This is a genomic window from Bacillus sp. XB1 (assembly GCF_053557995.1).
This window is the reverse complement of the sequence record NZ_JBNRIL010000002.1, coordinates 691,976-716,152: the sequence shown is the minus strand read 5'-3', so window position 1 is coordinate 716,152 and position 24,177 is coordinate 691,976. Positions and strand designations below refer to the sequence as shown.

Genomic DNA, 24,177 nt, shown 5'->3' with positions numbered 1-24,177 from the left:
CACAAAAATTCTTTTTTTCGTTCAAAAACCAATAGTATCAAGCGTTCACAACTATTTATTACATTTTATTTACAAAAAAGCAAACTCTTTTACAAGTTTGCTTTTTCATCTATCTTATAATGCACATTCTTCAATCTCAAATCCTAAATCTGCAATCATACCCCAGTCCGCAGTCGGCTCTTGCCCAGCTGTCGTTAAGTAGTCCCCGACAAAAATAGAATTTGCTGCAAATAAACCGATTGGCTGTACAGAACGTAAATTGATTTCACGTCCTCCTGAAATACGAATTTCTTTTGTTGGGTTTACAAAACGCATCATTGCAAGTACTTTTAAACATTCTACTGGCGTTAACTCTTTTTGCCCTTCAAGAGGTGTCCCCTTTACAGCAACAAGGAAATTACAAGGGATAGAATCTGCATCTATACGTTGTAATTCAAATGCAATTTCAGCACGCTCTTCAATTGTTTCTCCCATGCCAAAAATTGCTCCAGAGCATGGTGAAATACCAGCTTGTTTTGCTTTTTGAACTGTATCAACACGATCATCATACGTATGAGTTGAACAAATACTATCGTAATTATTTGCATGTGTATTTAAGTTGTGATTATAACGGTGCACGCCTGCTTCCGCTAAACGTCCTGCTTGATCTTCATTTAAGAAACCTAAACAACAACAAATCTTCAAGTCTGTCGTTTCACGAATTTCCTTAACTGCTCCAATTACGTGATTTACCTCTTTATCCGTCGGACGACGACCAGACGCTACAATACAATATGTACCTGCTTTACGGCGTATTGCTTCATGTGCCCCTTCTACAATCTTCTCCTGCGTTAACCATGCATATTTATCAATCGGTGCTTCTGAAATAATAGACTGTGAGCAATATCCACAATCTTCAGGACATAATCCAGATTTCGTATTAATAATCATATTCAATTTTACTTTCTTACCAAAGTGATGATGGCGAATAATGTAAGCTGCATTCATAATTTCTAAAACTTCTGTATCATCAGCTTCTAATATCGCTATTGCATCTTCTTTCGTAATCATTTTCTCTTCCACTACGTCGTATGCAAGTTTTTTCCAATCCCTTTTTGTTTGTACTTGTTTCATTTCATCTCTTCCCCTTTTTTGTTATATGTATAAATAAAGCATGATACGTTGCCATTATCCCTTCATTTCCCGTGAAGTCTCTTTCGTATATGCGTAGCATCGCACGAAAGAGTGAGGGACTTTGACAATATGATCCTTCATTGCTATTAGTTGCTCCTACTTTTCGAATAGAATGCAGAAACTCCTTAACTTCTGTAAAACTCTCTATGTAACATGTTTCAGAAACATGCACATCCCCTGTTTCTATCTTACATATATGAAGCAACTGATCTTTTGAATAAAAACGTTGACCAATCGATATTTCATTTTTTATATTTCTTTCTTCTTTCGCACGTTGGAACGAAGCATGCAATTCTTGAAATGTTTCATGTCCAAACGTTGAAAAGAGTAATATCCCATCTATAGACAAATGTTGAAATAAATTTCTTAACACTTGTTGTAAATTATTTAACCATTGAAATGTAGCATTTGAAATAATGACATCATATGATTCTTCTAATCGTAATTGCTCAATATCTTCACAGTGAAACGTTACATTTTTTACATTTTGTCTAGTTTGCGCAATCGCAATCATACTTTCAGCAAAATCAACTGCTGTAATATGTGCTTTCGGAAATAACTTTGATAATTGTTCTGTTACATACCCCGTCCCGCATCCCAGTTCTAAAATACGTATTGATGCCGTTTCACTATATCGTTCCTTTAAGATTGAAAGTAATGAATGTGCCATCTTTTTTTGTACATTTGCATATCGATCGTAAGATACGGCTGCCCCATTAAACCGTTTTTGTAGTAACGTTTTGTTGATCATGTCGTATCCCCTCTACAAATTGAATTATCTCATTTGCACAATATTCAAAATTCGTTACACATAATGCATGCCCTGCTTCACTTACTACTTTCAGCTCGCTGCTGCTATTCTCCGTCATACTACGTGCCGCAGACAATGGGCATATTACATCCTGTTCTCCGTGAATAAGTAGTATAGGTACTTTAATTTCTTTTAGTTCTTCTCTCATATCTGTTTCTATTAAATAATCCAAACCTAGTTGTAAAGACTGAATAGAATCACCTTTAAAACGGTCTACAATGTCTTCAAAGTTTTTATTCCCTTTTAGCTCATCTTTCGTAAACATATTTTCATAAAAACGCTTGAGCGTATCCTCTCTCCTTCTCGCCAAATTCCTTTTCAGCCGTTCTATATGCAAAGCATTCCATCCATTACTATAGTCGCTCGTATTTGTAAATTTAGCAGTCCCACCAATTAATACGATGCCTTTTGCCTGAATCTTTTTATAAGCTTCAACTGCTGCTAACGCTCCTAGTGACCATCCAACTAAAATTACGTTGTCGTTATGCGCTACATCTATAATTCGTTCCGCAAATTCACTTCGTTCTTTCACATTACGCCAATCTACGCATTCAACAGGATATCCTTTAAAATACGGAAGTACTAAATCCCAAATATTCTCTTCCATTCCCCATCCGGGGATAAAAATAATCTTTAGCTCGTTCATACGAAAATCTCCTCTTCTTTCGCAATGTGAATAATTCGGTCAATAGCCCATTTTAAATCAGCTATTGTATGTTGCGATGTAACTGCAAAGCGAATTCGAGAACTATGAACCGGCACAGTTGGCGGACGAATTGCAATGGCCGCAATCCCTGCCTCTTGCAACCTTTTACTAAATCGTAAAGCATGTTCATTTGAACCGACTACAATCGGTACAATATGAGTTGAACTATTCCCAATATCAAAACCAGCATCCCTTAATTTAGTTCTGAAGTATTCTCCGTTTGCTATAAGGTTCTCTCTTCTTTCATTATCTTCTTTTACAATTTCAATTGCTTTTTGCACTGCTCCTAACGTACTTGGTGGTAAAGCTGTAGTAAAAATAAAGCTTCTCATCATATTTTGTAAATACTCTATATAAATTTCATCACCTGTCAAATACGCACCATAACACCCTAAAGCCTTGCTAAACGTCCCCATATGTATATCAATTTTTTGAGCAAGATTTTTTTCTATATGAGATAACCCAGCTCCGCCGATTCCATATATTCCACTCGCATGTGCTTCATCGACTATAATGATTGCCCCGTATTTCTCTTTCAGCTGTACTAAATCTCTCAAATACGCAGTATCACCATCCATACTAAAAACGGTATCTGTTACGATTAATTTTCTGCTTTCAGGCGAAGCCATTTTCAACAGCTTCTCTAAATGATCCAAATCATTATGACGATACCTTTTATGCTCTGCCCCGCTTAATATGATTCCATCAACAATACTTGCGTGATTTAACTTGTCACTAAAAACAATATCGTGCCGAGAGGCCAAAGAAGATATGGCACCTATATTTGCCGTATACCCACTATTTACGATTAAAGCTCTTTCAGTACCTTTCCATTCACATATGCTTCTCTCAACCTCTTCATATAATGGATGATTTCCTACAACGAGACGAGAGGCAGTCGCTCCAGTTCCATATCTTTTTGTACAGGCAATAGCAGCTTCTTTTAACCTTTCATCTCCAGCTAACCCTAAATAATTATTTGACGCTAAATTTAACATCCTTTTTTTATCTCGAATAAGCCAAGTCTCTTCTGCCTTCTCTGTTACATGCAAATCACGATACTGCCCTTGCTCATGTAATTGTTGTAATTTACATTGAAGGTGCGCCCGCCACGTTTGATTCATTTTGGATAAACTCCTCTAATTTTGAAATCATAATATGTTCTTTTGCAGATTCTAATACTTCTTCTTTCGTAAACTCACCTTCAAAGAATGGTAATAATCCTAAAACTGGTACCCCGCTCAGCTCTTCAATCATCTCTTTATTTTCTTGCACTCTTTCCATTTCACATTCTTTGCAACCTGATAAAATGACACCCGCTACGGTTAAGCCATGCGCCTTTGCGTAAGCAATCGTTAACACTGTATGATTTACTGTTCCTAATGTAGGACGAGCTACTACAATAAGAGGCAACTGTAATTCTTTTGCAAAATCAATTACTAAAGCATCTTCTGTATATGGGACAGCAAGCCCACCTGCCCCTTCTACAAATAAGCTATTAAACTCTTTTAATAGTTCATTATAGTAATCAGTAATTTCTTTTAACTTTACTACTCTTCCAGCTCTTTTCATGGCAAGTCTCGGAGCAAGTGGTTCTTCAATAGAATAAGGGCAAATTTCATTTTCTTGTGTCGGCACACCTGATAATGCTTTTAACCTTGCCGCATCTCCCTCAGGGTTTGATGCAACATGCCCACTTTGCAACGGTTTATATACTCCGATGTTATATCCCAATTCTCTAAATACACCGGCTAATGCACCGGCAACGACAGTTTTCCCCACTTCAGTATCTGTTGCTGTTATAAAAAAACCGCTCATTATTCTCCCTCCGTAACATCCGAGATTGCTTTATACAAAATACGTAACATATCATCAATCTCCTCAATTGTAGAAGCAAGAGGTGGCATAAATACAATCGTATTACCGAGCGGTCGTAAGATCATACCCAGCTCTCTTGCGCGTTTACATACTTGAACACCGACTCTTTCTGTCCAGTCAAACGCTTCTTTCGTTTCCTTATTCTTCACAAGCTCAATACCAACCATTAATCCGCACTGACGAATATCACCTACATGTTTATACGCAAAGAGCTTTTCTAATTGCGCTGCCACATAATCCGTTTTACGTGCCACTTCTTCTATTAAATTTGTTTTTTCATATAGCTCTAAATTCGCGATTGCTACGGCACACCCTAACGGATTGCCTGTGTAGCTATGTCCATGGAAAAATGTTTTTTGTTCTTCATATTCTCCTAAGAAGGCATTATATATTTCATCCGTCGTTACCGTAACTGCAATTGGTAAATATCCACCTGTTAAACCTTTCCCAGCAGTTAAAATGTCTGGCGTCACATTTTCATGTTCACACGCAAACATTTTCCCTGTACGCCCAAATCCAGTCGCTACCTCATCTGTAATAAATAATACATTGTACTTAGTACATAAATCGCGCAGTCCTTTTAAATATCCTTTTGGCATTGTAATCATCCCGCCAGCACCTTGCATTAATGGCTCCACAATGATGGCAGCTACTTCTTCATGCTTTTCTTTCAACAATTCTTCCATTTCTTCTAAATGGCTTTTTACAATTTCCTCCCTATTATTCCCGTAAGGAGAACGATATGTATATGGATACGGCATTTTAATCGCATCAAATAAGAGCGAACTATACACTTGGTGAAACAAGTCTATTGCTCCTACCGAAACAGCTCCAATTGTATCACCGTGATATGCTTCTTTTAATGTAACGAATCTTTGTTTCTTTCGTTTCCCTTTATGCTGCCAATATTGGAAAGCCATCTTAATTGCAATTTCAACAGCGGTAGAACCTGAATCAGAATAGAATACCTTCTTCAATCCATCTGGTACAACCTCAATAATTTTTTCTGCTAATAAAATAGATGGAACGTTAGCAAGTCCTAACATAGTAGAATGAGCAATTTTATTTAATTGCTCACGAATTGCTTCATCTAATTCCGGTACTTGATGTCCGTGAACATTTAACCATATAGATGAAACACCATCCCAATATTCATTACCATTTACATCGTATAGCTTTCTTCCCTCTCCACGTTCAATAATGACAGGATCTTCTTCTAAATAATCTTTCATTTGTGTAAATGGGTGCCATACGTAAGCTTTATTTTTCTCTGCTAATTCTTCATATGTATAAGATGATTTTTCAATCGTTTTACTATTTATTGTCACAATTGTCACCCCTAATGTCAACTTGTTTATAAATATAGTTAACATTAAATCTGAATGACTGTCAATTATTTTAAAATCAAATAGTTCTTAAAAAAGAACAACTTATCATACGATAAGTTGTTCTACTTTCCATGCTGTATCTTTCCAATTTCTAAAATAATTTCTTCATCTTTTTTCCCCTCTGTATCAATTCCAAGTTGCTTAGCGTGCTCAATTAATAAATCATGACGCTTCTCAAACCTAGCGGTATTTACTTCTTTCGTAACCTCTTCTTTTGTTTTTCCCTCTGTAGAAACTCCTAGTTTCTCTGCTGCTTTTTCCATTGATTTCTTCTCTTCTATTTCTTTTACTTTCTTCACTTCTGATTGTTGTATTTGCTTTTGTTTCAGCTGCTCTGATTCAGCCGCAAAAGCTGTGTAAATTCCAGCACTTCCTCCAATAACTAATAAAGTGGTAAAAAGAATTATTTTTTTCTTCACTCTTTCCTCCCCCTTTCAAATTCATTATAACGTACATTTTTACAGCATTAAAAACAATTATCCTTTATTTCCCTAAAAAAACATTTAATATTTTTATTGACATGTAAGATGAAAATATGATAAAAATTTAACTAACATCATATGAATCGGCGTTGATAGGATTTAGTAGTATTTCGATTTCTGATTTCAGAGAGCTGGTGGTCGGTGCGAACCAGTACAGAGCGAATTATGAATTACCCCCTGGAGCTTCTTTTACGAAACGTGAGGAGTAGTGAAAGACGGTTATAGACCGTTATGTCTAAAGAGTGGTGAAACGACACTGTTTCACAATTTAGGGTGGTACCGCGAATTTTTCGTCCCTGCATATATTGCAGGGGCGTTTTTTATTTTATAAGCGCATATCATATGACCCTTTATTTTGTGATACATTCATTTCACAAGCTAGGGTGGTACCGCGATTTCTTCGTCCCTGCATAATTATATGCAGGGACGTTTTTTTATCCAATCTTTTCCGTATCATATAGAAGAACAAACAATTACCGGTAATTTGTCACAAAATTCTAAATTTTAGAAGGAAATATACAATATTGGCGAATTTTATATAAAAAAGAGCTATTTCATATTACTTAGGAGGGGAAAACAATGGTTTCAAAAATTGAGTCTGTTCTTTTAACAATTTTTATCTTTTTCTGTATTGGTTTTAGTGTTATTCAATTAGAAGTTTCACCACACATCCCAATTTTATTTGGTATCGTTCTTTTATTAGCATTTGGATTCTTGAAGAGAATCTCTTGGTCTACTATGGAGAAAGGGATGATTAGTAGTATTTCAGCTGGTATTCCATCTATATTTATCTTCTTACTTGTAGGCGTATTAATTAGCGTTTGGATCGCAGCTGGAACTATTCCGACTTTAATGGTATACGGCTTCCAACTTGTATCTCCAAAAATTTTCGTTCCAACTGTTTTTGTTGTTTGTGCAATTGTTGGAACGAGTATCGGTAGTGCTTTTACAACTGCTGCAACTGTAGGACTTGCCTTTATGGGAATGGGTACTGCCCTTGGATACGATCCAGCTCTTATTGCTGGTGCAATTATTTCTGGTGCATTCTTCGGAGATAAAATGTCTCCTTTATCTGATACAACAAACTTAGCGCCTGCTGTAACGGGTGTAGATTTATTTGAACATATTCGTAACATGCTTTGGACAACAGTGCCAGCTTTCATTATTGCTTTTATCGCATTTTTCATTTTAGGAAGCGGATCTGATGGAAACGTTGATTTCTCAGCATTTATTAACACATTAGAAAAAAATACAACGATTTCTATCGTTACACTGATTCCTATTTTATTACTGTTCCTATTCGCATTTAAAAAGGTACCCGCAGTTCCAACATTACTTGCAGGAATTGTGGTAGGGATTATTATTCTCTTTATTTTTAAACCTAGCACTTCTTTAGCTGATTTAATTAAAATTATGCAAGACGGTTACGTTTCTAAAACTGGTATCAAAGATATTGATAGCTTATTATCTCGCGGTGGCCTGCAAAGTATGATGATGTCAATTGCTCTTATTTTTCTAGCTCTTTGTATGGGAGGATTATTACAAGGAATGGGTATTATAGCGCAGCTGATGAATATTATCTCTAGCTTCGTAAAAACTAGTACACGCTTAATTATTTCTACTGCTTCAACTGCAATTGGTGTAAACTTCTTACTCGGTGAGCAGTACTTATCCATCGTTTTAACAGGACAAGCATTTGCTAATAAATACGATGAAGTCGGTTTAGAACGTCGTAATTTATCACGAGTATTAGAAGATGCTGGTACAGTAATTAATCCACTCGTACCATGGGGTGTAAGTGGCGTATTCTTAACAAACGTTCTTAGCGTTCCAACATTCGATTACCTGCCATACGCAATCTTCTGTTTAGCGTGTCCAGTCGTAACCATTATCGTCGGCTTTACTGGATTCGGTCTTTCATGGAAAAAAGAAAAAGCAGTACCAGTTTCATAATATAACAAAAAGGATTACCAAATTGGTAATCCTTTTTATATTTCTCTACTATCTATTCGCTTTCTTTTTTCTAAATAACATAAGTAATCCCGCTCCAACAAACGCAAGACCAGCTCCAATTGTAGAAGCAATACTTGCACCTGTTTTCGGTAAATCACGTTCATCTTTTTCAGCTTCTTTATTTTCACTTACAGTTGTTGTTGTTTCTTTTGTATTTTGATCATCTGTTGTAGTTTGTCCAGATCCAGTATTGTTTCCATCTTGTTTTGGTTCATTACCATTATTACCTTCTTCTGTTGGTGGTGTTGGGTTTTCTCCATTACCTGTTGGCGGTGTTGTTGGATTTTCTCCACCACCTGTTGGCGGTGTCGTTGGATTTCCTTCACCAGTTTCTTTATCATCATTTTTCTTCGTTATATCAATTGCATATTTCGCAAATTCATTTTCAGATGGTCCAACATATGAAATCTTTCCATCTTTCTTTATATACTTTTGTGCATTTGGTGAAGAATCAAATGTTGTATTTAATTTATCTGCAACAATCGGTTTAAATGTCCAATTTTGATCAGCTGCTGGATCAATATCTTTTATTTTTTGCATATACTTCACAATGATTTGACGTGTTTCATCTTGTGATTGGTATACAACTTCCCCTTTACTTACACCTGGGAACGTTTGGCTACTTCCACGATAGTTATTTGTAGCGACGATGAACTCTTGATCATCAGCTACTAGCTTACCTTCATATGTCATATTTACAATACGATTAGCATTTGCATTTACAACTTTTCCATCTTTATCGTATTTCGCCGGTTGTGTTACATCAATTTCGTATTTTAAGCCATCTAAAATATCGAAGTTATATGTAGGATAGCCTATATTTACTAACGGCTGTTCTTCTGTTTTCTTTGGATCAATTTGATTAAACTGACCTGCAGACATTTCAAGCCATTCTTTCACTTGTGCCCCATTTACTTTTACAGCATATAACGTATTTGGATACACGTATAAATCTGCAACGTTTTTAATCGCTAACGTTCCAGCTGGAATATCCGTATAATATGTCGCACCGTTTCGGCCACCTGCTTTAAATGGTGCTCCTGCAGATAAAACTGGAATATCTTTAATCTTTTCGTATTCTGGTTTTTTAAGTTCTTGTTCTACATACCATTTTTGCGCATTTGTCACAATTTGTACGGAAGGATCATCTTGTACTAATGAAAAATAACTATTAATTGGTGCTTTCGTTTCACCTACATGTGTATTTACATATTCGATTGTCTTTTCATGTTCATCTTTAATTTCATTAACTAATTTTTGATCAGATTCTACTAATGGATTACCTTTACTATCAGCAATCGGACGAAGTTGCGGCTTAGACTGATCTTTTTGCACTTCCCATTTTCCGTTTACCTTTTTCAATTGCATATCAATAATACCTAAGTTACTACCAAAAACACCCGGCATTACAACTGGAACACCATTAAATACATCCTTCACTTCAGTATGTGAATGTCCCATTAATACTGCATTTACGCCAGGAACCTCTGTTAAATAATACGACGCGTTTTCCATACCAACGTTGTATCCACTTTTATCAACACCGGAATGAGCTAGTGCAACGATAACATCTGCACCTTCTGCTTTCATTTTTGGTACCATTTTCTTCGCTGTTTCAACTATATCTTTCGCTTTAACTTGTCCTTCTAAATTCGCTTTATCCCAATTCATAATTTGTGGTGGAACAAATCCCATTACACCAATTTTCACTATTTGTTTTTGGCCTGCTTCATCCACTACTTCTTTCTCTAAAATATGATATGGTCTATCAAAGTAATGCTCGTCATTCTCATCATTACCATCATGGTCATCTCTGTAGACATTCGAGTTAATAACCGGAATTTTTGTTTTACTAGTCACTTTCTTTAAATAATCTAAACCGTAGTTAAATTCATGATTCCCAAGAGAGATGACGTCATACTTCATTAAATTCATTACACGATATAATGGGTGTGTATAACTAGGATCCACACGATTCTTCTGATCTTTTATTTTATTTGCTACATAATCTCCAAGCGGTGTCCCTTGTAATGCATCTCCATCATCAAATAGGACAGAGTTTTTCGCTTCTTCACGTGCTTTATTAACGAGTGTTGCAGTTTGCACGAGACCTACTTTATTATCTGTTTTCGTTTGATAATAATCGTAATTCATTAAGTTAACGTGAATATCTGATGTTTCTAGAATTCGTAAGTTAACTGTACTCTCCCCAGTTTGCTCATCCGCATGAGCTGTTGCTGGCAATACTTGCGGCGCTATAACACCAATAGCAAGAGTTGCTCCAGCTAGCATTTTTTTTGACTTTTTCACAAAAAATCCCCCTTATACAATTACCAGAAATAATGAAATGAATCCCTATCTGTCTCTAACCACATACCTTTTTTCTTCTATTAGAGACACAATTTTCATTTCACCCTGCGCTAACGAGTAGTCCCCTTAAACGCCCGATTGATGAAGACTATTAATTAATAGGAAATAAAGCTCCCACTCATTAAAGTTTCACCTTATCTGACATTATCATATATAAAGTTCTTTCCTATCGTCAATATTTTTTGACAAACTTCAACAAATTTTCTGTAAAGTTATTATAAACTTTTCATAAACATATAATATGCCCTTACATTGCTAATACTGCTGAATATGATACAATTACCAATTACAAGGAGGATGAATTTATGAAAAAAGTCATCTTAACAATTGTTTGTCTCCTCCTTCTGATCATTTCTTATTCTTATTTTGAAAAGAACGACGAGACAAAACAAAATGAATCTGAAGAAAAAACAGAAAAAACATCTGCCCCAAATTGGATTGATAAGCAAACAAACGAATCTTTTTATCATCTTGTATTAGGTGATTCACTCGCTAAAGGATATGGATCGACACAAGGTGGATTTGCTGAATTAGCTTCTAAGCAAATAGAAGCACAAATTCATAAACCAATTACAGTAGAAAACCTTGGGGTAAACGGTCTTACAACAGATCGTCTCGCTAAAAAAGTTCAATCAGAAGATGTAAAGGAAAAAATTAGAGCAGCAAATATAATTACAATTAATATTGGAGGAAATAATTTATTTCGTTTAAATCGTGATGTTGGTGTTATAGATGGTATAAAAATGTTAAATAAAGAAAAAGCCCATTTTGAAGCGGATATAAAAAGTATTGTAAAGACAGTTCGAGATCAAAATCCGGACGCTTTACTCATTCTCTCAGAACTCTATAACCCGTTACAACTCGATGACTCCATCGCAAGTTATGCAGATATGTTTTTAGATGGCTGGAATGAATCTGTTTATTCCATTTCCAAAGCAAATCAACCATCTATCGTTTTACCAATTCGCAAATTAATATCGAATGATAAAAAAGAGTTATTATTTGACCAAGTACACCCAAATGATAACGGCTATGCAATTATTGCCAACACATTTACAAAGCAAGTGTTATCCTACAAATATTAAAGCGACCATGAAACAATTCTATTTTTATAACATGTCTTTTTTGTTACAATGATAGTGGAAGGGGGCCTTTATATGGAATCACGCGAGTGGGAACGTATTGTTGATCATCTTCTTTCGCTAGTGCCTCTTTTTTATCGCAAATTTATGCTTCCTGGAGAATTTTCTTCTCAAAGACATATGCCGCCATCACATACACAAGTATTACTGCTTTTGCATGAAAACGGCACATTAGCAGTTTCCGAAATCGGCAAGCGGCTAGCGATTTCACGGCCTAACATGACACCTCTATTAAACAAACTTATTCAAGAAGAACTAATAGAGCGTCATTATAGCGAAAAAGATCGACGGGTCATTTTAATTTCTCTAACAGCTGAAGGGAAATTATTAGTAAATCAGTATCAGCAATTCATTTTAGACAAACTAAAAGAAAATTTCCAAACATTATCTGAGGAAGAGCGCGAAAAGCTCATTCATTCTCTTCAAACCATTCAAAATTTAATTTTGAAAACAAACGTATAAAGCTGCTTCTAAATAGAAGCAGCTTTATGATTCGTAATAATTACCATAGTATACATTGGAATATGGCCATGTTGTTAAATATGGTTTTTTTTCCTGTGTAGGCTGTTGTGTTGGTATTTGTGGTATTTGTGATAATTGCTGTAATTGTTGTTGCCGATATAATTCGTATTGTCTACTCGTATCATAAACCGGATAATAATTTACATATGGATATACTTGAGGCACGTAATAATAATACATTATCCTCTCCTCCTTTTTCTTAAACATATTCAAAGGAGAAAATGAATGTGACATTGTTTATAATTGTACAAGTGGTTCTCTCACTCGTTTCTTCCTTTTCTTCAAACGTAACTTACGGTTCTTTTCGTATAAATAATGCACAACGAAATATGAAATGAGACCAAACACAACTCCTAAAATCGTCATTCCAATTAATACATACACTTCACTTTGTAATAAGCTCTTTAATATCGTAAAAATGTGACTTGAAAACAAGTCCGATATCGTAAATGGTTCATGATGAATTTTCTGTACATGAAATGGATAAATCATTTTTCCTAGCGCATACGCAAGCGGAAATAAAAATACTGGGAGAAACGATATTTTCCCAATAATATTGCCAATAACTGCCGCAGGAAAAGATCCCTTTGCTAACCTGACGATTGGATAAAATATTACATATACGAGCGATGCCGTATAAATGACTAACATTTCTAAGCCGAATCCTATAGCAAACCCTAACGATACTTTCTTTGCGCCTTCTGGCGATCGAAGCAACTTATAATATTGAAACTTTAATATTCTCCACATCCGCTGGAAAAACGAATATGTTTTCTTAGTTGTTTTCACCCTCATCATCTCTTTAACTATATTTTTATATGTAGTATGTCCTTACACACTCTGAAAAACAAATTTAGTTTTCTCTTTTATTATAAATGATATCGAAATGGTTAACCAAATATACATCCGACATTTTAATATAAAAAAACCTCCCTTTTAGGAAGGCTCTTCTACATTTTTAAATAAACTCACTAATAACGCTTTTTGAGCATGCAATCGATTACCAGCTTGCTCAAAGACGATAGACTGCGGTCCATCTATAATTTCTCCTGTTACTTCTTCTTCACGATGGGCAGGTAAACAGTGTAAGAAACGATATGTTTGCTTCGCATGCTTAACAAGTTCGTTATTGATTTGGTAAGGTTGAAATAAAGTATACTTCTCTTCTTCGCCCTCTTGCCCCATGCTCATCCAAACGTCAGTATAAATGAAATCTGCTTCATTCACTGCTAATTCAGGATCATGCAAAACTTCAATTTCAGCTCCTGTTTCCTTGGCAATTGCTAACGCTTTTTTTACAATCTCTTCATTCGGTTCATACCCTACAGGCGTTGCCACAGTCATATGCATTCCGACTTTTGCACTCGCTAGCAACAATGAATGACATACATTATTTCCGTCACCTACGTAAGCCAATTTTATTCCTTTAAATGTATTTGTTTCTTCGTATATCGTCATAAGGTCTGCCAATGCTTGACAAGGATGATGATCATCCGTTAAACCGTTAATAACAGGAATACTCGATTCTTTTGCAAGCTCTTCTACATCCGCGTGTGAGAATGTACGTATCATGATCCCGTCAATATACTGCGATAATACTTTCGCAGTATCTGAAACGCTTTCTCCTCTTCCCATTTGCATCTCTTTCCCACTTAAAAACATACCATGTCCCCCGAGCTGTACCATTCCTGCTTCAAAAGATACACGAGTACGAGTGGAATGCTTATCAAAAATAAGCCCTAATATTTTGCCTTGTAATAAAAGCTCTTGCTTATTCTTTTTTAAATATATAGCGAACTCAATTAAAGAAATAATTTCTTCTTTCGTTAATTCTTCTAGTGTTAAAAGATCTTTCGTATTTAATTTCGGTACTTGTACAGTTGACATGAAACTTCCCCCTTATATGATTGATACGTTTTTTGTACAAACTACTTTTTTTATTATATATACTGCCTGTTCTAACTCTTCATTCGTGACAATGAGTGGCGGTAATAGTCTTATCACATTAGGACCTGCTTGTAATACGAGAAGTCCTTCGTTTTCTAGTTGTTCTATAAAACTTGCAACTTCATGCTTACACTCAATCCCAATCATAAGCCCCTTACCACGTATATTTTGAATACATTCGACATGCTGTAATTCCTCTTGCAACTTCTCTAATACGTACTCGCCTTTTTCTTGTACTTCTTTTAAAAACGATGGTTTTTCACTTACTTGCAATACTTCTTTCGCTGCAGCCATCGCGATGTAATTCCCGCCAAAAGTTGAACCGTGTGATCCTGCAGTAAACGACGCTCCGAGCTCTTTCCGGCCAATCATCGCTCCGACAGGAATCCCATTCCCAAGCGCCTTTGCAACGGTAACGATATCAGGCTCTATTCCCACTTGTTCATAAGCGAATAGTGTTCCAGTTCTTCCTATCCCCGTTTGTACTTCGTCTATAATAAATAAGGAACCGAACTTATTACATAATGTTTCAATCTCTTTCAAAAAAGATAGATCAGCAGGTATTACTCCTCCCTCTCCTTGAACAACTTCTACCATTACCGCCGCAACTTCTTCATTCATTACTTCCTCTAATGCTTTAATATCGTTAAAAGGGATATGTAAAAAAGATGGAAGTAATGGACCAAATCCTTCTTTTACCTTATCTTGGCCCGTTGCACTCATCGTTCCAAATGTTCTACCATGAAAAGACTGCTGGCATGTTACGACGAGAGATTTTCCAGTATGCTTACGTGCTAACTTTAAAGCCGCTTCATTTGCCTCTGCCCCACTATTACAGAAAAACACATAATCTAATTCTCTATTTTCTGTTAATAATGACGCAACTTCTTCTTGCAAGCTGTTTGTAAACAGGTTAGATATATGCCATATATCATCAAGTTGCTCTTGTACACCTTTGAGAACAGTAGGGTGACAATGTCCTAGATTACATACGCCAATTCCTGATGTAAAATCTAAATATTCCTTACCGTTATTATCAATAACTTTCGTTCCAGTTCCCTTTACAAACTCAATAGTTCTTCTGCCATACGTTTGAAAAAGATGACTCGTCATGCAATACTCACACCTTTCGTTACCGTCGTTCCAATACACTCTCCCGTAACCTCAGTAAAATCTTTTGTACCATTCACAATACTTATCTTTTGCACTCCCATTTTTAATGATGCTAGTGCCGCCTGTACTTTCGGAATCATCCCACCTGTAATAACACCTGTTTCTATAAAAGTAGCAATTTCAGATTCATCCGTTTCCTTTACCAAATTCCCTTCATGTAATATTCCATCTACATCCGTAATAAAAATAAGCTCTTTTGCCCCTAACGCAGCCGCAATCCCAGCTGCAGCATTGTCCGCATTTATGTTATAAATTTCATTACCATTTATCCCGATTGGAGCAATAACAGGAATATACTCCATATTTATTAATCCTTTTAATAAGGCTGTTTCTACATAACTTACTTCCCCCACATATCCTATCTCTTCGCTGACAGGTTGAACTTGAAGTAAATTGCCGTCACACCCTGAACAACCTACCGCAAGTAAATTATGCTTTTGTAAATTCATTACGAGTTTTTTATTCGTACTTCCGCATAGCACCATTTGAACAACATCCATAACTTCTTTTGGTGTTACGCGTAATCCATCTCTTTTTTCTACGTTGATGTTACAATCTTTTAATTTGGCATCAATTTCTGGCCCACCACCATGGACAATCACTACTTTATACTTCTGCTGTAATTTCTTTATACAATTAAAAAACACATCATTTAATTGATTCAACATACTACCGCCGCATTTCACTACAATATATTCGCTCATCTTCTCTCTCCTTATGTACGATAACAAGCGTTTATTTTCACATATTCATAGCTTAAGTCACAGCCCCAAGCTGATCCTGTCTCTTCTCCTAAGTGTAAGTACACATTAATGACTATTTCATCTTCTTGTAATCTCTCTTTCATTTCTTCTTCAGAAAATGTTTGAGGCTCACTATTTTTTAATACCAATATAGATTGAAGAGTAATGTCAATTGTATTCGGATTAATAGCTACTTCACTTTGTCCAATACTGCTAATAATTCGCCCCCAGTTTGGATCTTCACCATGTATTGCTGTTTTCACAAGACTCGAACCGACTATTTGCTTTGCAATTTTTTTTGCCTCTTCATTCGTTTGAGCTCCTAGCACATTTACTTCGATTAACTTTGTAGCGCCTTCACCATCTTGCGCAATTTTCTTTGCTAAATCTTCACATACCTTCTGTAAAGCACATACGAAAGTTTCCCAATCTGTATGTTCCATATTTATCGGCCTTGTTTCTGATAATCCACTTGCCATAACGATGACCATATCATTCGTAGAAGTATCTCCATCTACCGTAATTTGATTAAATGTATGATTCGTAATTTGGGATAATGCCGTTTGCAATACGTCATGCTCTATATGAGCATCTGTCGTAATAAAACTAAGCATCGTTGCCATATTCGGATGAATCATCCCTGAACCTTTTGCAACACCCGCAATCGCCACTTTCTTCCCATCAATAATCATTTCATAGCAAGTTTCTTTCGTTATAAGATCCGTCGTTAAAATTGCTTCAGAAAAAGAATATGCTTCACTTTCTTCCTTCGTCGGTATAAGAGTTGCAACTCCCTTTCGGATTATATCCATCGGCAGCGGAACACCAATTACACCTGTTGAAGCTACTGCAACGTAATTTTCTTTCAATCCAAAATGTTCCGCCCCTAATGCGCGCATCTCGTATGCGTCTTGTAATCCTTTCATTCCAGTACAAGCATTTGCATTTCCACTATTAACGATAATTGCTTGTAACTTCCCTTCTGCCGTTATACTATCCTTCGTTACTTGTAAAGGGGCTGCTTGTATTTGATTCGTTGTATACACAGCGGCACATGATGCTGGTACGTCACAAACGATTGCCCCTAAATCCTTTTTCTCCTTTTTCAGACCATTTGCAGTACCAATTGCCGAAAAGCCTTTCGGCGTTACAATCGAACCATTTTCTAATTTTGTAATAGACGCTACTTTAATCATCATGTCCCCCTTATAGATAAAGCGGCATATGTTGTAAACCTGTTGTCTCTTCTAGTCCCGCTATTATGTTTGCATTTTGAATCGCTTGCCCAGCCGCGCCTTTCATCATATTGTCTATAACAGAAACGACCGTAACTCTTTCTGTTCTTTCATCGTAAGCTATGCCAATATCACAATAATTTGAGCCTCTCACTTCTTTTGGACTTGGAAATTTCCCTTGCGTACAAATTCGGATGAAAGGCGATTGTTCATACGTTTCTTCATACAATTTTTGAAGTTGCTTTATTTCCATCTTTTGTTTTACTTTTGCATAAAGTGTAATCATGATTCCTCGTGATATCGGTATTAAATGTGTGCTAAATGTAATTGGCTGTAATTCACTATTCCATTCTGTAAGCATTTGCTCAATCTCTGGAACGTGCTGATGCTGGTTTACTTTATAGATGTGTAAGTTATCGTATAGCTCAGGAAAATGAGTCATTGTTGTTGGTGTTTTACCTGCTCCTGTTACCCCTGATTTCGCGTCAATAATAATCGAATCTTCTTCAATCATGCTACTACGTACTAACGGTGCTATCGCTAGCAATGTGGCTGTAGCAAAACATCCTGGGTTTGCAATTAAATTTGCCTTTTGAATCTCAGTCCTTTTCCATTCACTTAACCCATACACTGCTTTTCTAAGAATTTCTTCTTTCGCTGCTGGCCTTTTATACCACAATTCATATGACGAAGGATCTATCATACGAAAGTCTCCAGATAGGTCAATTACTTTTAAACCTTCAGCTAATAACTTGGGAGTTAACTCCGCCGATACTCCTGCTGGTGTTGCTAGAAATACGATTTCTGCTTCTTTCCCTATTGTCTCCACATCAATTTCTTGTAACGTATGAACGAGGACATTTCGAAGATGCGGATATACATTTGTTATACACTCACCAACTTGTGAAAAAGAATGAAGAGATGCTATAGAAAAATATGGATGTTGTTCTAATAAACGAATTAACTCAATGCCCCCATATCCAGTGGCTCCAATAATTGCGACTTTCATAAGTTCCTCCTCAAATCGATTCTTTAAATTAAGTATGATTATAATATTGTATATTTATAGAGTCAATTAAATATTTATAAATTTTACAAACTTAAAAAACTTAATTTTACTAGAAAAACAATATACACAACCGAATTTTTATACAAAAATAGTGCATGGTAGTTTTTTTATTTCACTTCAAGTACAATAAAACAATACATACGTACATACAGGCGGGAAAAAATATGAACGAAAAATTAATTGAGAAAATGATTATAAAAAGTTTTCAGCAATATCAATGCAGTCCAATATCAAAAGAAGATCAGGAAATGCTAGTGAAACATATTCAAACGGTGACTCATTCAAATATTGAAATTGATTTATACGAGGAGATTGAGGATATTGTTTATGATTATGTGACTGGAAAACAATAAAAATAGGAGATTTCCATGTGGAAATCTCCTATTTTTTACTTAATGATTTACCTGCTACACGTTCAAATAAACCTGGGAATAAAGCATAAAGTTTCGGGCCAATTCCCATCCACTTCGGTAAGTTTACTTCACGTTTTTTCGTGTGCATCGACTTTACGATTTGTTCTGCTACGTATGTTGGTTTTAACATGTAACGTCCCATATTCTTTACATATGTACCAGATTGATCCGCTATTTCAAAAAAGTTTGTATCTATCGGACCTGGATTAATTGCTGTAACATAAATATCTGTATTCGCTAATTCCATGCGTAAACTATTCGTAAATCCTAATACAGCATGTTTCGTTGCTGCATACGCACTTGATTTCGGAGTTGCAATTTTTCCGGCAAGGGAAGCAATATTAATAATATGTCCTTCGTTCTTGTTTACCATATAAGGTAGTACCGCTTTCGTACATGCTACTAATCCAAATACATTTACTTGGAACATATCTTTCACTTCATCCATTGACGCATCTTCAAACGTTTTAAAAATACCAAATCCCGCATTGTTTACTAATATATCAATACGTCCCACTTCTTGTAATACCTTTGAAAAAACAGACTGTACTTCCATCTCTTCACTTACATCTAATACATAATAATAGCAAGGCGTATTATAAGTTTCTTTAATTTTGTCTACTAACGCTTGTAGTTTCTCTTCTGTTCGAGCCATTAATACTGGAGTCGCTCCCTGTGCTGCAACTTGCATTGCAACTTGCTCACCAATCCCACTAGAAGCACCTGTAATGACGATTACTTTATTTTGTAAACGTCCTGTCATTGCTGTCACCTACTTTGCATAATAAATCAATTGTTGCGATGACTCATCAATCATCACTTGTTGATTATATGCTAAATAGTCCAATTGTCCAACCGTTTCTGAAATAGTAAGTGGTAATTGTTCTTTATATAATACCGGAAATAGTTTTACACATACTTCAAATGCTGTCATTGGTTTTTCCTTTAATAACTCAAGCACTTTAAAAGCACGTGTTTCTTGCTTTTGTAATCTCGTTTCAATAAGTTGTTTCACATTTAGAACATCTTCCCCATGCCCTGATAAAATACGTGAAATATTCATTTCGCTTAAACGCTGTAATGTTTGATTATATTGTAGTAATGGGCGTGCCCGTTCTGTTTGCCCTTCATATGGTGGTTCTAGTATTGGATTCGAAGAAATATGACTGATGAGAGCATCTCCACCAATTAATATTCCATCAGATTCTCTATATAAAGAAATATGAGTAGAAGCATGACCTGGTGTTTCAAGTACTATAAATCCAGGCAAAGAATCAATACGATCTCCTTCTCTCACAGTATGCGTTAACGATCTATTACAAGAATATTTAAGTGTCCTCGTCGTCAATAACGACTCGTCTTTCAAAAATGCTGCTGGCACACCAAACTGTAAGGCCGTCTCTCTAAAAAATTCATGATACCGCTTTAAAAATTCTGGATTTTGTGTGATCCAAGGCTCATTCCAAGGATGTCCAATAATATTCGTCTTCTCAGAAAATATATTTAAAAGTCCACAATGATCTGCATGATGATGCGTAATGACTACTGTTTCAATATCTTCTAGCGTATGTCCTAATGCACCTAATTGACTTTCTAACGCATTCCTTGCCTCTTCTGTATTCGTCCCTGTATCAATTAATGTTAATGTCTCCCCCTCAACTAAAAACACATTCACAGTTTCCACTGCAAATGGTACAGGAATCTCCATTCGGTGAATCGCCGTCATGCTTAGCCCCCCTGTCTCTTTCCGGTTCAAAAATGAATACTTCTTCAGTTTACAACTTCTATATATATTTGTCATTATTTTCAGATAAAAAGAGGTGTTTCCTATAAAAAAACGAATGTATGTACATTTATAAGAATTTCTAACCAAAATTAAAGGAGGAACATCATGTCTATTCAAAACATTTCCTTTCTCGGTGCAGGCTCCATTGCCGAAGCTATTATTGGTGGCTTGTTACATGCAAATGTTGTTAAAGGTGAACAAATTACTGTAAGTAATCGTTCTAACGAGACAAGATTACAAGAGCTACATAAAAAATACGGTGTCAAAGGTACTCATAATAAAAAAGAATTGCTTACTGATGCAAATATTCTTTTTCTAGCAATGAAACCAAAGGATGTTGCAGAGGCGCTTACCCCTTTTAAAGAATACATAAATAATAACGTGCTTATTATTTCATTACTAGCAGGTGTTTCTACTGACTCAATTAGAAAACTACTTCAAAAAGACGTTCCAATTATTCGTGCAATGCCAAATACATCCGCAGCCATTTTAAAATCAGCTACCGCTATCTCCCCTTCAAAACATGCAACAGCGGAACATATTCGCACTGCAACATCTTTATTTGAAACGATTGGTCTCGTCTCTGTTGTAGAGGAAGAAGATATGCATGCTGTCACTGCATTATCCGGAAGTGGACCTGCTTATATTTATTACGTAGTGGAAGCTATGGAAGAAGCTGCAACAAAAATTGGTTTAAAAGAAGATGTTGCAAAATCACTTATTCTTCAAACGATGATTGGTGCTGCTGAAATGTTAAAAGCAAGTGACAAACATCCTTCTATTTTGCGAAAGGAAATTACTTCTCCTGGTGGAACTACCGAGGCAGGTATTGAAGTATTACAAGAACATAAATTTCACCAAGCACTTGTTTCTTGTATTACACAGGCAACGAAACGATCACATAATCTTGGAAAAACATTAGAACAACTAACAAAAGAAAAATAGAAAAAGGAGCTCAAGTTTATTTGAGCTCCTTTTTCTATAATTACACTTAGTTATTGTTCTTCCCAAAAATCTCTTCTTGCAGGCGACGACCAGTCGGCGTTGCTGCAAGTCCACCTTCTGCTGTTTCACGAAGTGCTACTGGCATCGTTTGTCCGATTCTAAACATTGCCTCAATTACTTCATCACATGGAATTGTACTCGTTACACCAGCTAATGCTAAATCTGCTGAGATCATCGCATTTGCAGCTCCTGCTGCATTACGTTTTACACAAGGTACTTCTACAAGTCCTGCAACAGGATCACACACTAAACCAAGCATGTTCTTTAATGAAATTGCCATCGCTGTAGCTGCTTGATCTTGTGTTCCACCAGCCATCTCAACTGCAGCTGCAGCCGCCATTCCACTTGCTGAACCAACTTCAGCTTGGCATCCTCCTGCCGCACCAGAAATACAAGCGTTATTCGCAACAACCATACCGAAAGCTCCTGCTGTAAATAAGAATTCAATCATTTCTTCACGTGTAGGCTGCAATTTTTCTCTTAGTGCAAATAGTACACCTGGCACTGTTCCAGCAGACCCTGCTGTTGGTGTTGCACAAATAATTCCCATCGCTGCGTTTACTTCATTTGTTGCAACAGCTTTGCTTACTGCATCCAAAATCGTATCTCCAGATAAGCCTTTTCCACTCTTCATATACGCTTGAACTTTTACAGCATCTCCACCAGTTAAACCAGTTGGTGATTTCACGCCGCGAATACCACGTTCTACTGCTTGCTCCATCACGACTAAGTTCTTTTCCATACCAGCAATTACTTCTTCACGTGAAATACTTCTTGTTTCCATTTCACATTGAATCATAATTTCTGCGATTTTTACATTTTGTTCTTTAGCTTGCGCCACTAGTTCCGCTGCGTTCCGAAACATGGTGTGTCCCCCCTGCAATTATTCCATAATAGTTACTTGACAAATATTTTGTTGCGCTTTTATTTCTTCAATTACTTCATCTGCTAATAATTCATCTGTTTCGATGACCATAAGCGCTCTTCTTCCTTTTTCTTTACGAGATACACTCATTGTACTAATGTTAATCTCATGTTTCGCAAGGATTGAAGCTACCGCTGCAATAGCACCGAAGCGATCGTTATTTACAATAAGTAGTGCTGGGCTCGTGCCTGATAATTGAAGATCGAATCCGTTTAATTCTACAACTTCAATTTTACCGCCACCAATTGAGCAAGCAACAACTTCAATTTCATCTTCACCTTTATACAAACGAATTCTCGCTGTATTTGGGTGAGGTGCATTGGCATCTTCTTCAATGAATTCTACTTCAATTTCGCGCTCTTTTGCTATTTCTAGCGCCTCTGGAATACGTAAGTCATCTGTTTCAAATCCTAATATCCCACCTATTAGCGCTACATCCGTACCATGCCCACGATACGTCTTTGCAAATGATCCATATAATGAAATGCTTACTCTTTCTGGTTCATGACGAAACAGCTGGCGAGCAACTTGCCCCATTCTTGCCGCGCCTGCTGTATGTGAACTTGATGGTCCAATCATAACTGGACCGATAATATCAAATACTGAGCGATACTTCATCATAACTCCCCCTAAACCTCTATGAAAAAATTTATTCTACTATTCTATTAAGCTGCTACATCTGTCGCTTTTCAAGTTGTACCACGAATTTGTTCTGCTGTACGAATTGGATAGTTTTTGAATAAAAGTAATCCAATATAACCTGAAATAATGCCAGTTATCATAATACATAAAATTCTTAGTATTATTTTTATTAAAAAATGATATAAGATAATCCACAATAAAGTCTGGTAGCAATCCAAAGTTTAACACAGAAGCCATTGCAAGCATAGCATAAACAAGTGATATAACCATTGCTAATGCAACTAAATTTGCACCCGCTATTCCGCCTAGACTACCTGCTGATGTTCTGAACTCTTTTAAAGAGTGGTGTACCAATTAAATCTCCACCACCTTATTAATAAAAAGCTTCTACTAAGGAACTTGCAATAGATACACTCGCTAATCATATCGTTTAGCTAAAAAGTGAAAAAGACTTATGACAAATAATAGTAATATCTTTCCTATTATAATTCTCGTGTTAATCTCTCATGATTTAGTCAACTTCACTTGTTACGATAATGACTAAAATACATGTGACTTATCATAAATTATAATCTGCCCTCATTATAGCTTGTTTTTTATAAAACGCTTACTTTTGTTGAATTTTAAAAGTTCTGAATAAAAGTCCATTTCTGCTATTTGTATCACTTGTATGTCATCTGACTTATATAACAGTTTTTCTAAATAATCATTATTTCGTATTTTTATCCTATATATTCAAACCATCCTAATTTTC

General features: G+C 36.1%; 25 protein-coding genes and 1 other annotated feature. Of the genes, 5 read left to right on the top strand and 20 right to left on the bottom strand.

The genetic code is table 11. The annotated features are described in order from the left end of the window. Positions 1 to 114: 114 nt before the first annotated feature. From bioB to ACK1U5_RS19010, 7 genes are all read right to left on the bottom strand, one after another. The gene (bioB, locus tag ACK1U5_RS19040; RefSeq protein WP_000815856.1) at positions 115 to 1,113 is read right to left on the bottom strand and encodes a biotin synthase; all 999 of its coding nucleotides are present in this window, start codon (positions 1,111 to 1,113) and stop codon (positions 115 to 117) included. A 1-nt stretch (position 1,114) separates the two neighbouring features. Beyond that, complete coding sequence (gene bioC / locus ACK1U5_RS19035) at positions 1,115 to 1,924, bottom strand: malonyl-ACP O-methyltransferase BioC (protein WP_000608907.1); 810 nt, start codon at positions 1,922 to 1,924, stop codon at positions 1,115 to 1,117. Next, positions 1,890 to 2,630 carry an alpha/beta fold hydrolase gene (locus ACK1U5_RS19030; protein ID WP_001004163.1) on the bottom strand — a complete coding sequence of 247 codons (741 nt, stop codon included), beginning with the start codon at positions 2,628 to 2,630 and terminating at the stop codon, positions 1,890 to 1,892. The genes bioC and ACK1U5_RS19030 overlap by 35 nt, the downstream gene beginning before the upstream one ends. After that, positions 2,627 to 3,814 (bottom strand): 8-amino-7-oxononanoate synthase, encoded by a 1,188-nt coding sequence (gene bioF, locus ACK1U5_RS19025; RefSeq protein ID WP_001077290.1) that lies wholly within the window; start codon positions 3,812 to 3,814, stop codon positions 2,627 to 2,629. The genes ACK1U5_RS19030 and bioF overlap by 4 nt, the downstream gene beginning before the upstream one ends. Continuing rightward, positions 3,780 to 4,508, bottom strand: coding sequence for a dethiobiotin synthase (bioD, locus tag ACK1U5_RS19020; RefSeq protein WP_000012496.1), 729 nt, complete (start codon positions 4,506 to 4,508; stop codon positions 3,780 to 3,782). The genes bioF and bioD overlap by 35 nt, the downstream gene beginning before the upstream one ends. Then, positions 4,508 to 5,941, bottom strand: coding sequence for an adenosylmethionine--8-amino-7-oxononanoate transaminase (gene bioA / locus ACK1U5_RS19015; protein ID WP_044584832.1), 1,434 nt, complete (start codon positions 5,939 to 5,941; stop codon positions 4,508 to 4,510). Before bioA ends, bioD begins: the two co-directional genes overlap by 1 nt. 77 nt (positions 5,942 to 6,018) lie before the next feature. Further along, the gene (locus tag ACK1U5_RS19010) at positions 6,019 to 6,375 is read right to left on the bottom strand and encodes a hypothetical protein (RefSeq protein WP_000726902.1); all 357 of its coding nucleotides are present in this window, start codon (positions 6,373 to 6,375) and stop codon (positions 6,019 to 6,021) included. 143 nt (positions 6,376 to 6,518) lie between these two features. Beyond that, positions 6,519 to 6,739: a binding site (T-box leader), on the top strand. A gap of 278 nt (positions 6,740 to 7,017) precedes the next feature. Here ACK1U5_RS19010 and nhaC point away from each other — a divergent pair. Next, a complete protein-coding gene (gene nhaC / locus ACK1U5_RS19005; protein WP_000253735.1) occupies positions 7,018 to 8,391 on the top strand; it encodes a Na+/H+ antiporter NhaC in 1,374 nt (457 codons plus the stop codon). A 48-nt stretch (positions 8,392 to 8,439) separates the two neighbouring features. On the opposite strand, the gene cpdB is transcribed toward nhaC, so the two are convergent. After that, positions 8,440 to 10,761 carry a bifunctional 2',3'-cyclic-nucleotide 2'-phosphodiesterase/3'-nucleotidase gene (gene cpdB, locus ACK1U5_RS19000; protein WP_069605348.1) on the bottom strand — a complete coding sequence of 774 codons (2,322 nt, stop codon included), beginning with the start codon at positions 10,759 to 10,761 and terminating at the stop codon, positions 8,440 to 8,442. Between the two features lie 365 nt (positions 10,762 to 11,126). Between cpdB and ACK1U5_RS18995 the strand changes: the two genes are divergently transcribed. Continuing rightward, positions 11,127 to 11,906: a GDSL-type esterase/lipase family protein gene (locus ACK1U5_RS18995; RefSeq protein ID WP_000755850.1), complete on the top strand. Its 780-nt coding sequence runs from the start codon at positions 11,127 to 11,129 to the stop codon at positions 11,904 to 11,906. 72 nt (positions 11,907 to 11,978) lie between these two features. Continuing rightward, positions 11,979 to 12,425, top strand: a complete 447-nt coding sequence (locus ACK1U5_RS18990) for a MarR family winged helix-turn-helix transcriptional regulator (RefSeq protein ID WP_000445819.1) — start codon at positions 11,979 to 11,981, stop codon at positions 12,423 to 12,425. Between the two features lie 24 nt (positions 12,426 to 12,449). Here ACK1U5_RS18990 and ACK1U5_RS18985 read toward each other — a convergent pair whose 3' ends face one another. From ACK1U5_RS18985 to argC, 7 genes are all read right to left on the bottom strand, one after another. Next, positions 12,450 to 12,665, bottom strand: a complete 216-nt coding sequence (locus ACK1U5_RS18985) for a hypothetical protein (protein ID WP_069605347.1) — start codon at positions 12,663 to 12,665, stop codon at positions 12,450 to 12,452. A 57-nt stretch (positions 12,666 to 12,722) separates the two neighbouring features. Next, positions 12,723 to 13,283, bottom strand: coding sequence for a DUF2062 domain-containing protein (locus ACK1U5_RS18980; RefSeq protein ID WP_002005691.1), 561 nt, complete (start codon positions 13,281 to 13,283; stop codon positions 12,723 to 12,725). A gap of 138 nt (positions 13,284 to 13,421) precedes the next feature. Continuing rightward, complete coding sequence (gene argF / locus ACK1U5_RS18975) at positions 13,422 to 14,372, bottom strand: ornithine carbamoyltransferase (RefSeq protein ID WP_000108846.1); 951 nt, start codon at positions 14,370 to 14,372, stop codon at positions 13,422 to 13,424. 12 nt (positions 14,373 to 14,384) lie between these two features. Then, positions 14,385 to 15,545 carry an acetylornithine transaminase gene (locus ACK1U5_RS18970; protein WP_000200560.1) on the bottom strand — a complete coding sequence of 387 codons (1,161 nt, stop codon included), beginning with the start codon at positions 15,543 to 15,545 and terminating at the stop codon, positions 14,385 to 14,387. Next, a complete protein-coding gene (gene argB, locus ACK1U5_RS18965) occupies positions 15,542 to 16,309 on the bottom strand; it encodes an acetylglutamate kinase (RefSeq protein ID WP_044584833.1) in 768 nt (255 codons plus the stop codon). The genes ACK1U5_RS18970 and argB overlap by 4 nt, the downstream gene beginning before the upstream one ends. A gap of 11 nt (positions 16,310 to 16,320) precedes the next feature. Beyond that, positions 16,321 to 17,544: a bifunctional glutamate N-acetyltransferase/amino-acid acetyltransferase ArgJ gene (argJ, locus tag ACK1U5_RS18960; RefSeq protein WP_000598380.1), complete on the bottom strand. Its 1,224-nt coding sequence runs from the start codon at positions 17,542 to 17,544 to the stop codon at positions 16,321 to 16,323. 10 nt (positions 17,545 to 17,554) lie between these two features. Then, a complete protein-coding gene (argC, locus tag ACK1U5_RS18955; protein WP_000861250.1) occupies positions 17,555 to 18,592 on the bottom strand; it encodes an N-acetyl-gamma-glutamyl-phosphate reductase in 1,038 nt (345 codons plus the stop codon). A 224-nt stretch (positions 18,593 to 18,816) separates the two neighbouring features. Here argC and ACK1U5_RS18950 point away from each other — a divergent pair, with 224 nt between their 5' ends. Beyond that, complete coding sequence (locus ACK1U5_RS18950; RefSeq protein ID WP_001003222.1) at positions 18,817 to 19,005, top strand: YqzH family protein; 189 nt, start codon at positions 18,817 to 18,819, stop codon at positions 19,003 to 19,005. Positions 19,006 to 19,033: 28 nt separating this feature from the next. Here ACK1U5_RS18950 and ACK1U5_RS18945 read toward each other — a convergent pair whose 3' ends face one another. Then, on the bottom strand, positions 19,034 to 19,828 hold the full coding sequence (locus tag ACK1U5_RS18945; RefSeq protein ID WP_000147791.1) for an SDR family NAD(P)-dependent oxidoreductase: 795 nt from the start codon (positions 19,826 to 19,828) through the stop codon (positions 19,034 to 19,036). Positions 19,829 to 19,837: 9 nt separating this feature from the next. Then, positions 19,838 to 20,791 (bottom strand): MBL fold metallo-hydrolase, encoded by a 954-nt coding sequence (locus ACK1U5_RS18940; protein WP_000125122.1) that lies wholly within the window; start codon positions 20,789 to 20,791, stop codon positions 19,838 to 19,840. Positions 20,792 to 20,956: 165 nt separating this feature from the next. Between ACK1U5_RS18940 and proI the strand changes: the two genes are divergently transcribed. Beyond that, entirely contained in the window at positions 20,957 to 21,796 is an 840-nt protein-coding gene (gene proI / locus ACK1U5_RS18935) for a pyrroline-5-carboxylate reductase ProI (RefSeq protein ID WP_000027251.1), read from the top strand. 46 nt (positions 21,797 to 21,842) lie between these two features. Here the strand turns inward: proI and sdaAA are convergent, their stop codons facing one another. Genes sdaAA through ACK1U5_RS18920 form a run of 3 tightly spaced genes read right to left on the bottom strand, consistent with a single transcriptional unit; the run spans position 21,843 to position 23,723 of the window. Beyond that, positions 21,843 to 22,721: an L-serine ammonia-lyase, iron-sulfur-dependent, subunit alpha gene (gene sdaAA, locus ACK1U5_RS18930; protein ID WP_000489461.1), complete on the bottom strand. Its 879-nt coding sequence runs from the start codon at positions 22,719 to 22,721 to the stop codon at positions 21,843 to 21,845. An 18-nt stretch (positions 22,722 to 22,739) separates the two neighbouring features. Beyond that, positions 22,740 to 23,399: an L-serine ammonia-lyase, iron-sulfur-dependent subunit beta gene (gene sdaAB, locus ACK1U5_RS18925; protein WP_000877445.1), complete on the bottom strand. Its 660-nt coding sequence runs from the start codon at positions 23,397 to 23,399 to the stop codon at positions 22,740 to 22,742. Positions 23,400 to 23,438: 39 nt separating this feature from the next. Continuing rightward, on the bottom strand, positions 23,439 to 23,723 hold the full coding sequence (locus tag ACK1U5_RS18920; RefSeq protein WP_044585103.1) for a hypothetical protein: 285 nt from the start codon (positions 23,721 to 23,723) through the stop codon (positions 23,439 to 23,441). Between the last annotated feature and the right edge of the window lie 454 nt (positions 23,724 to 24,177).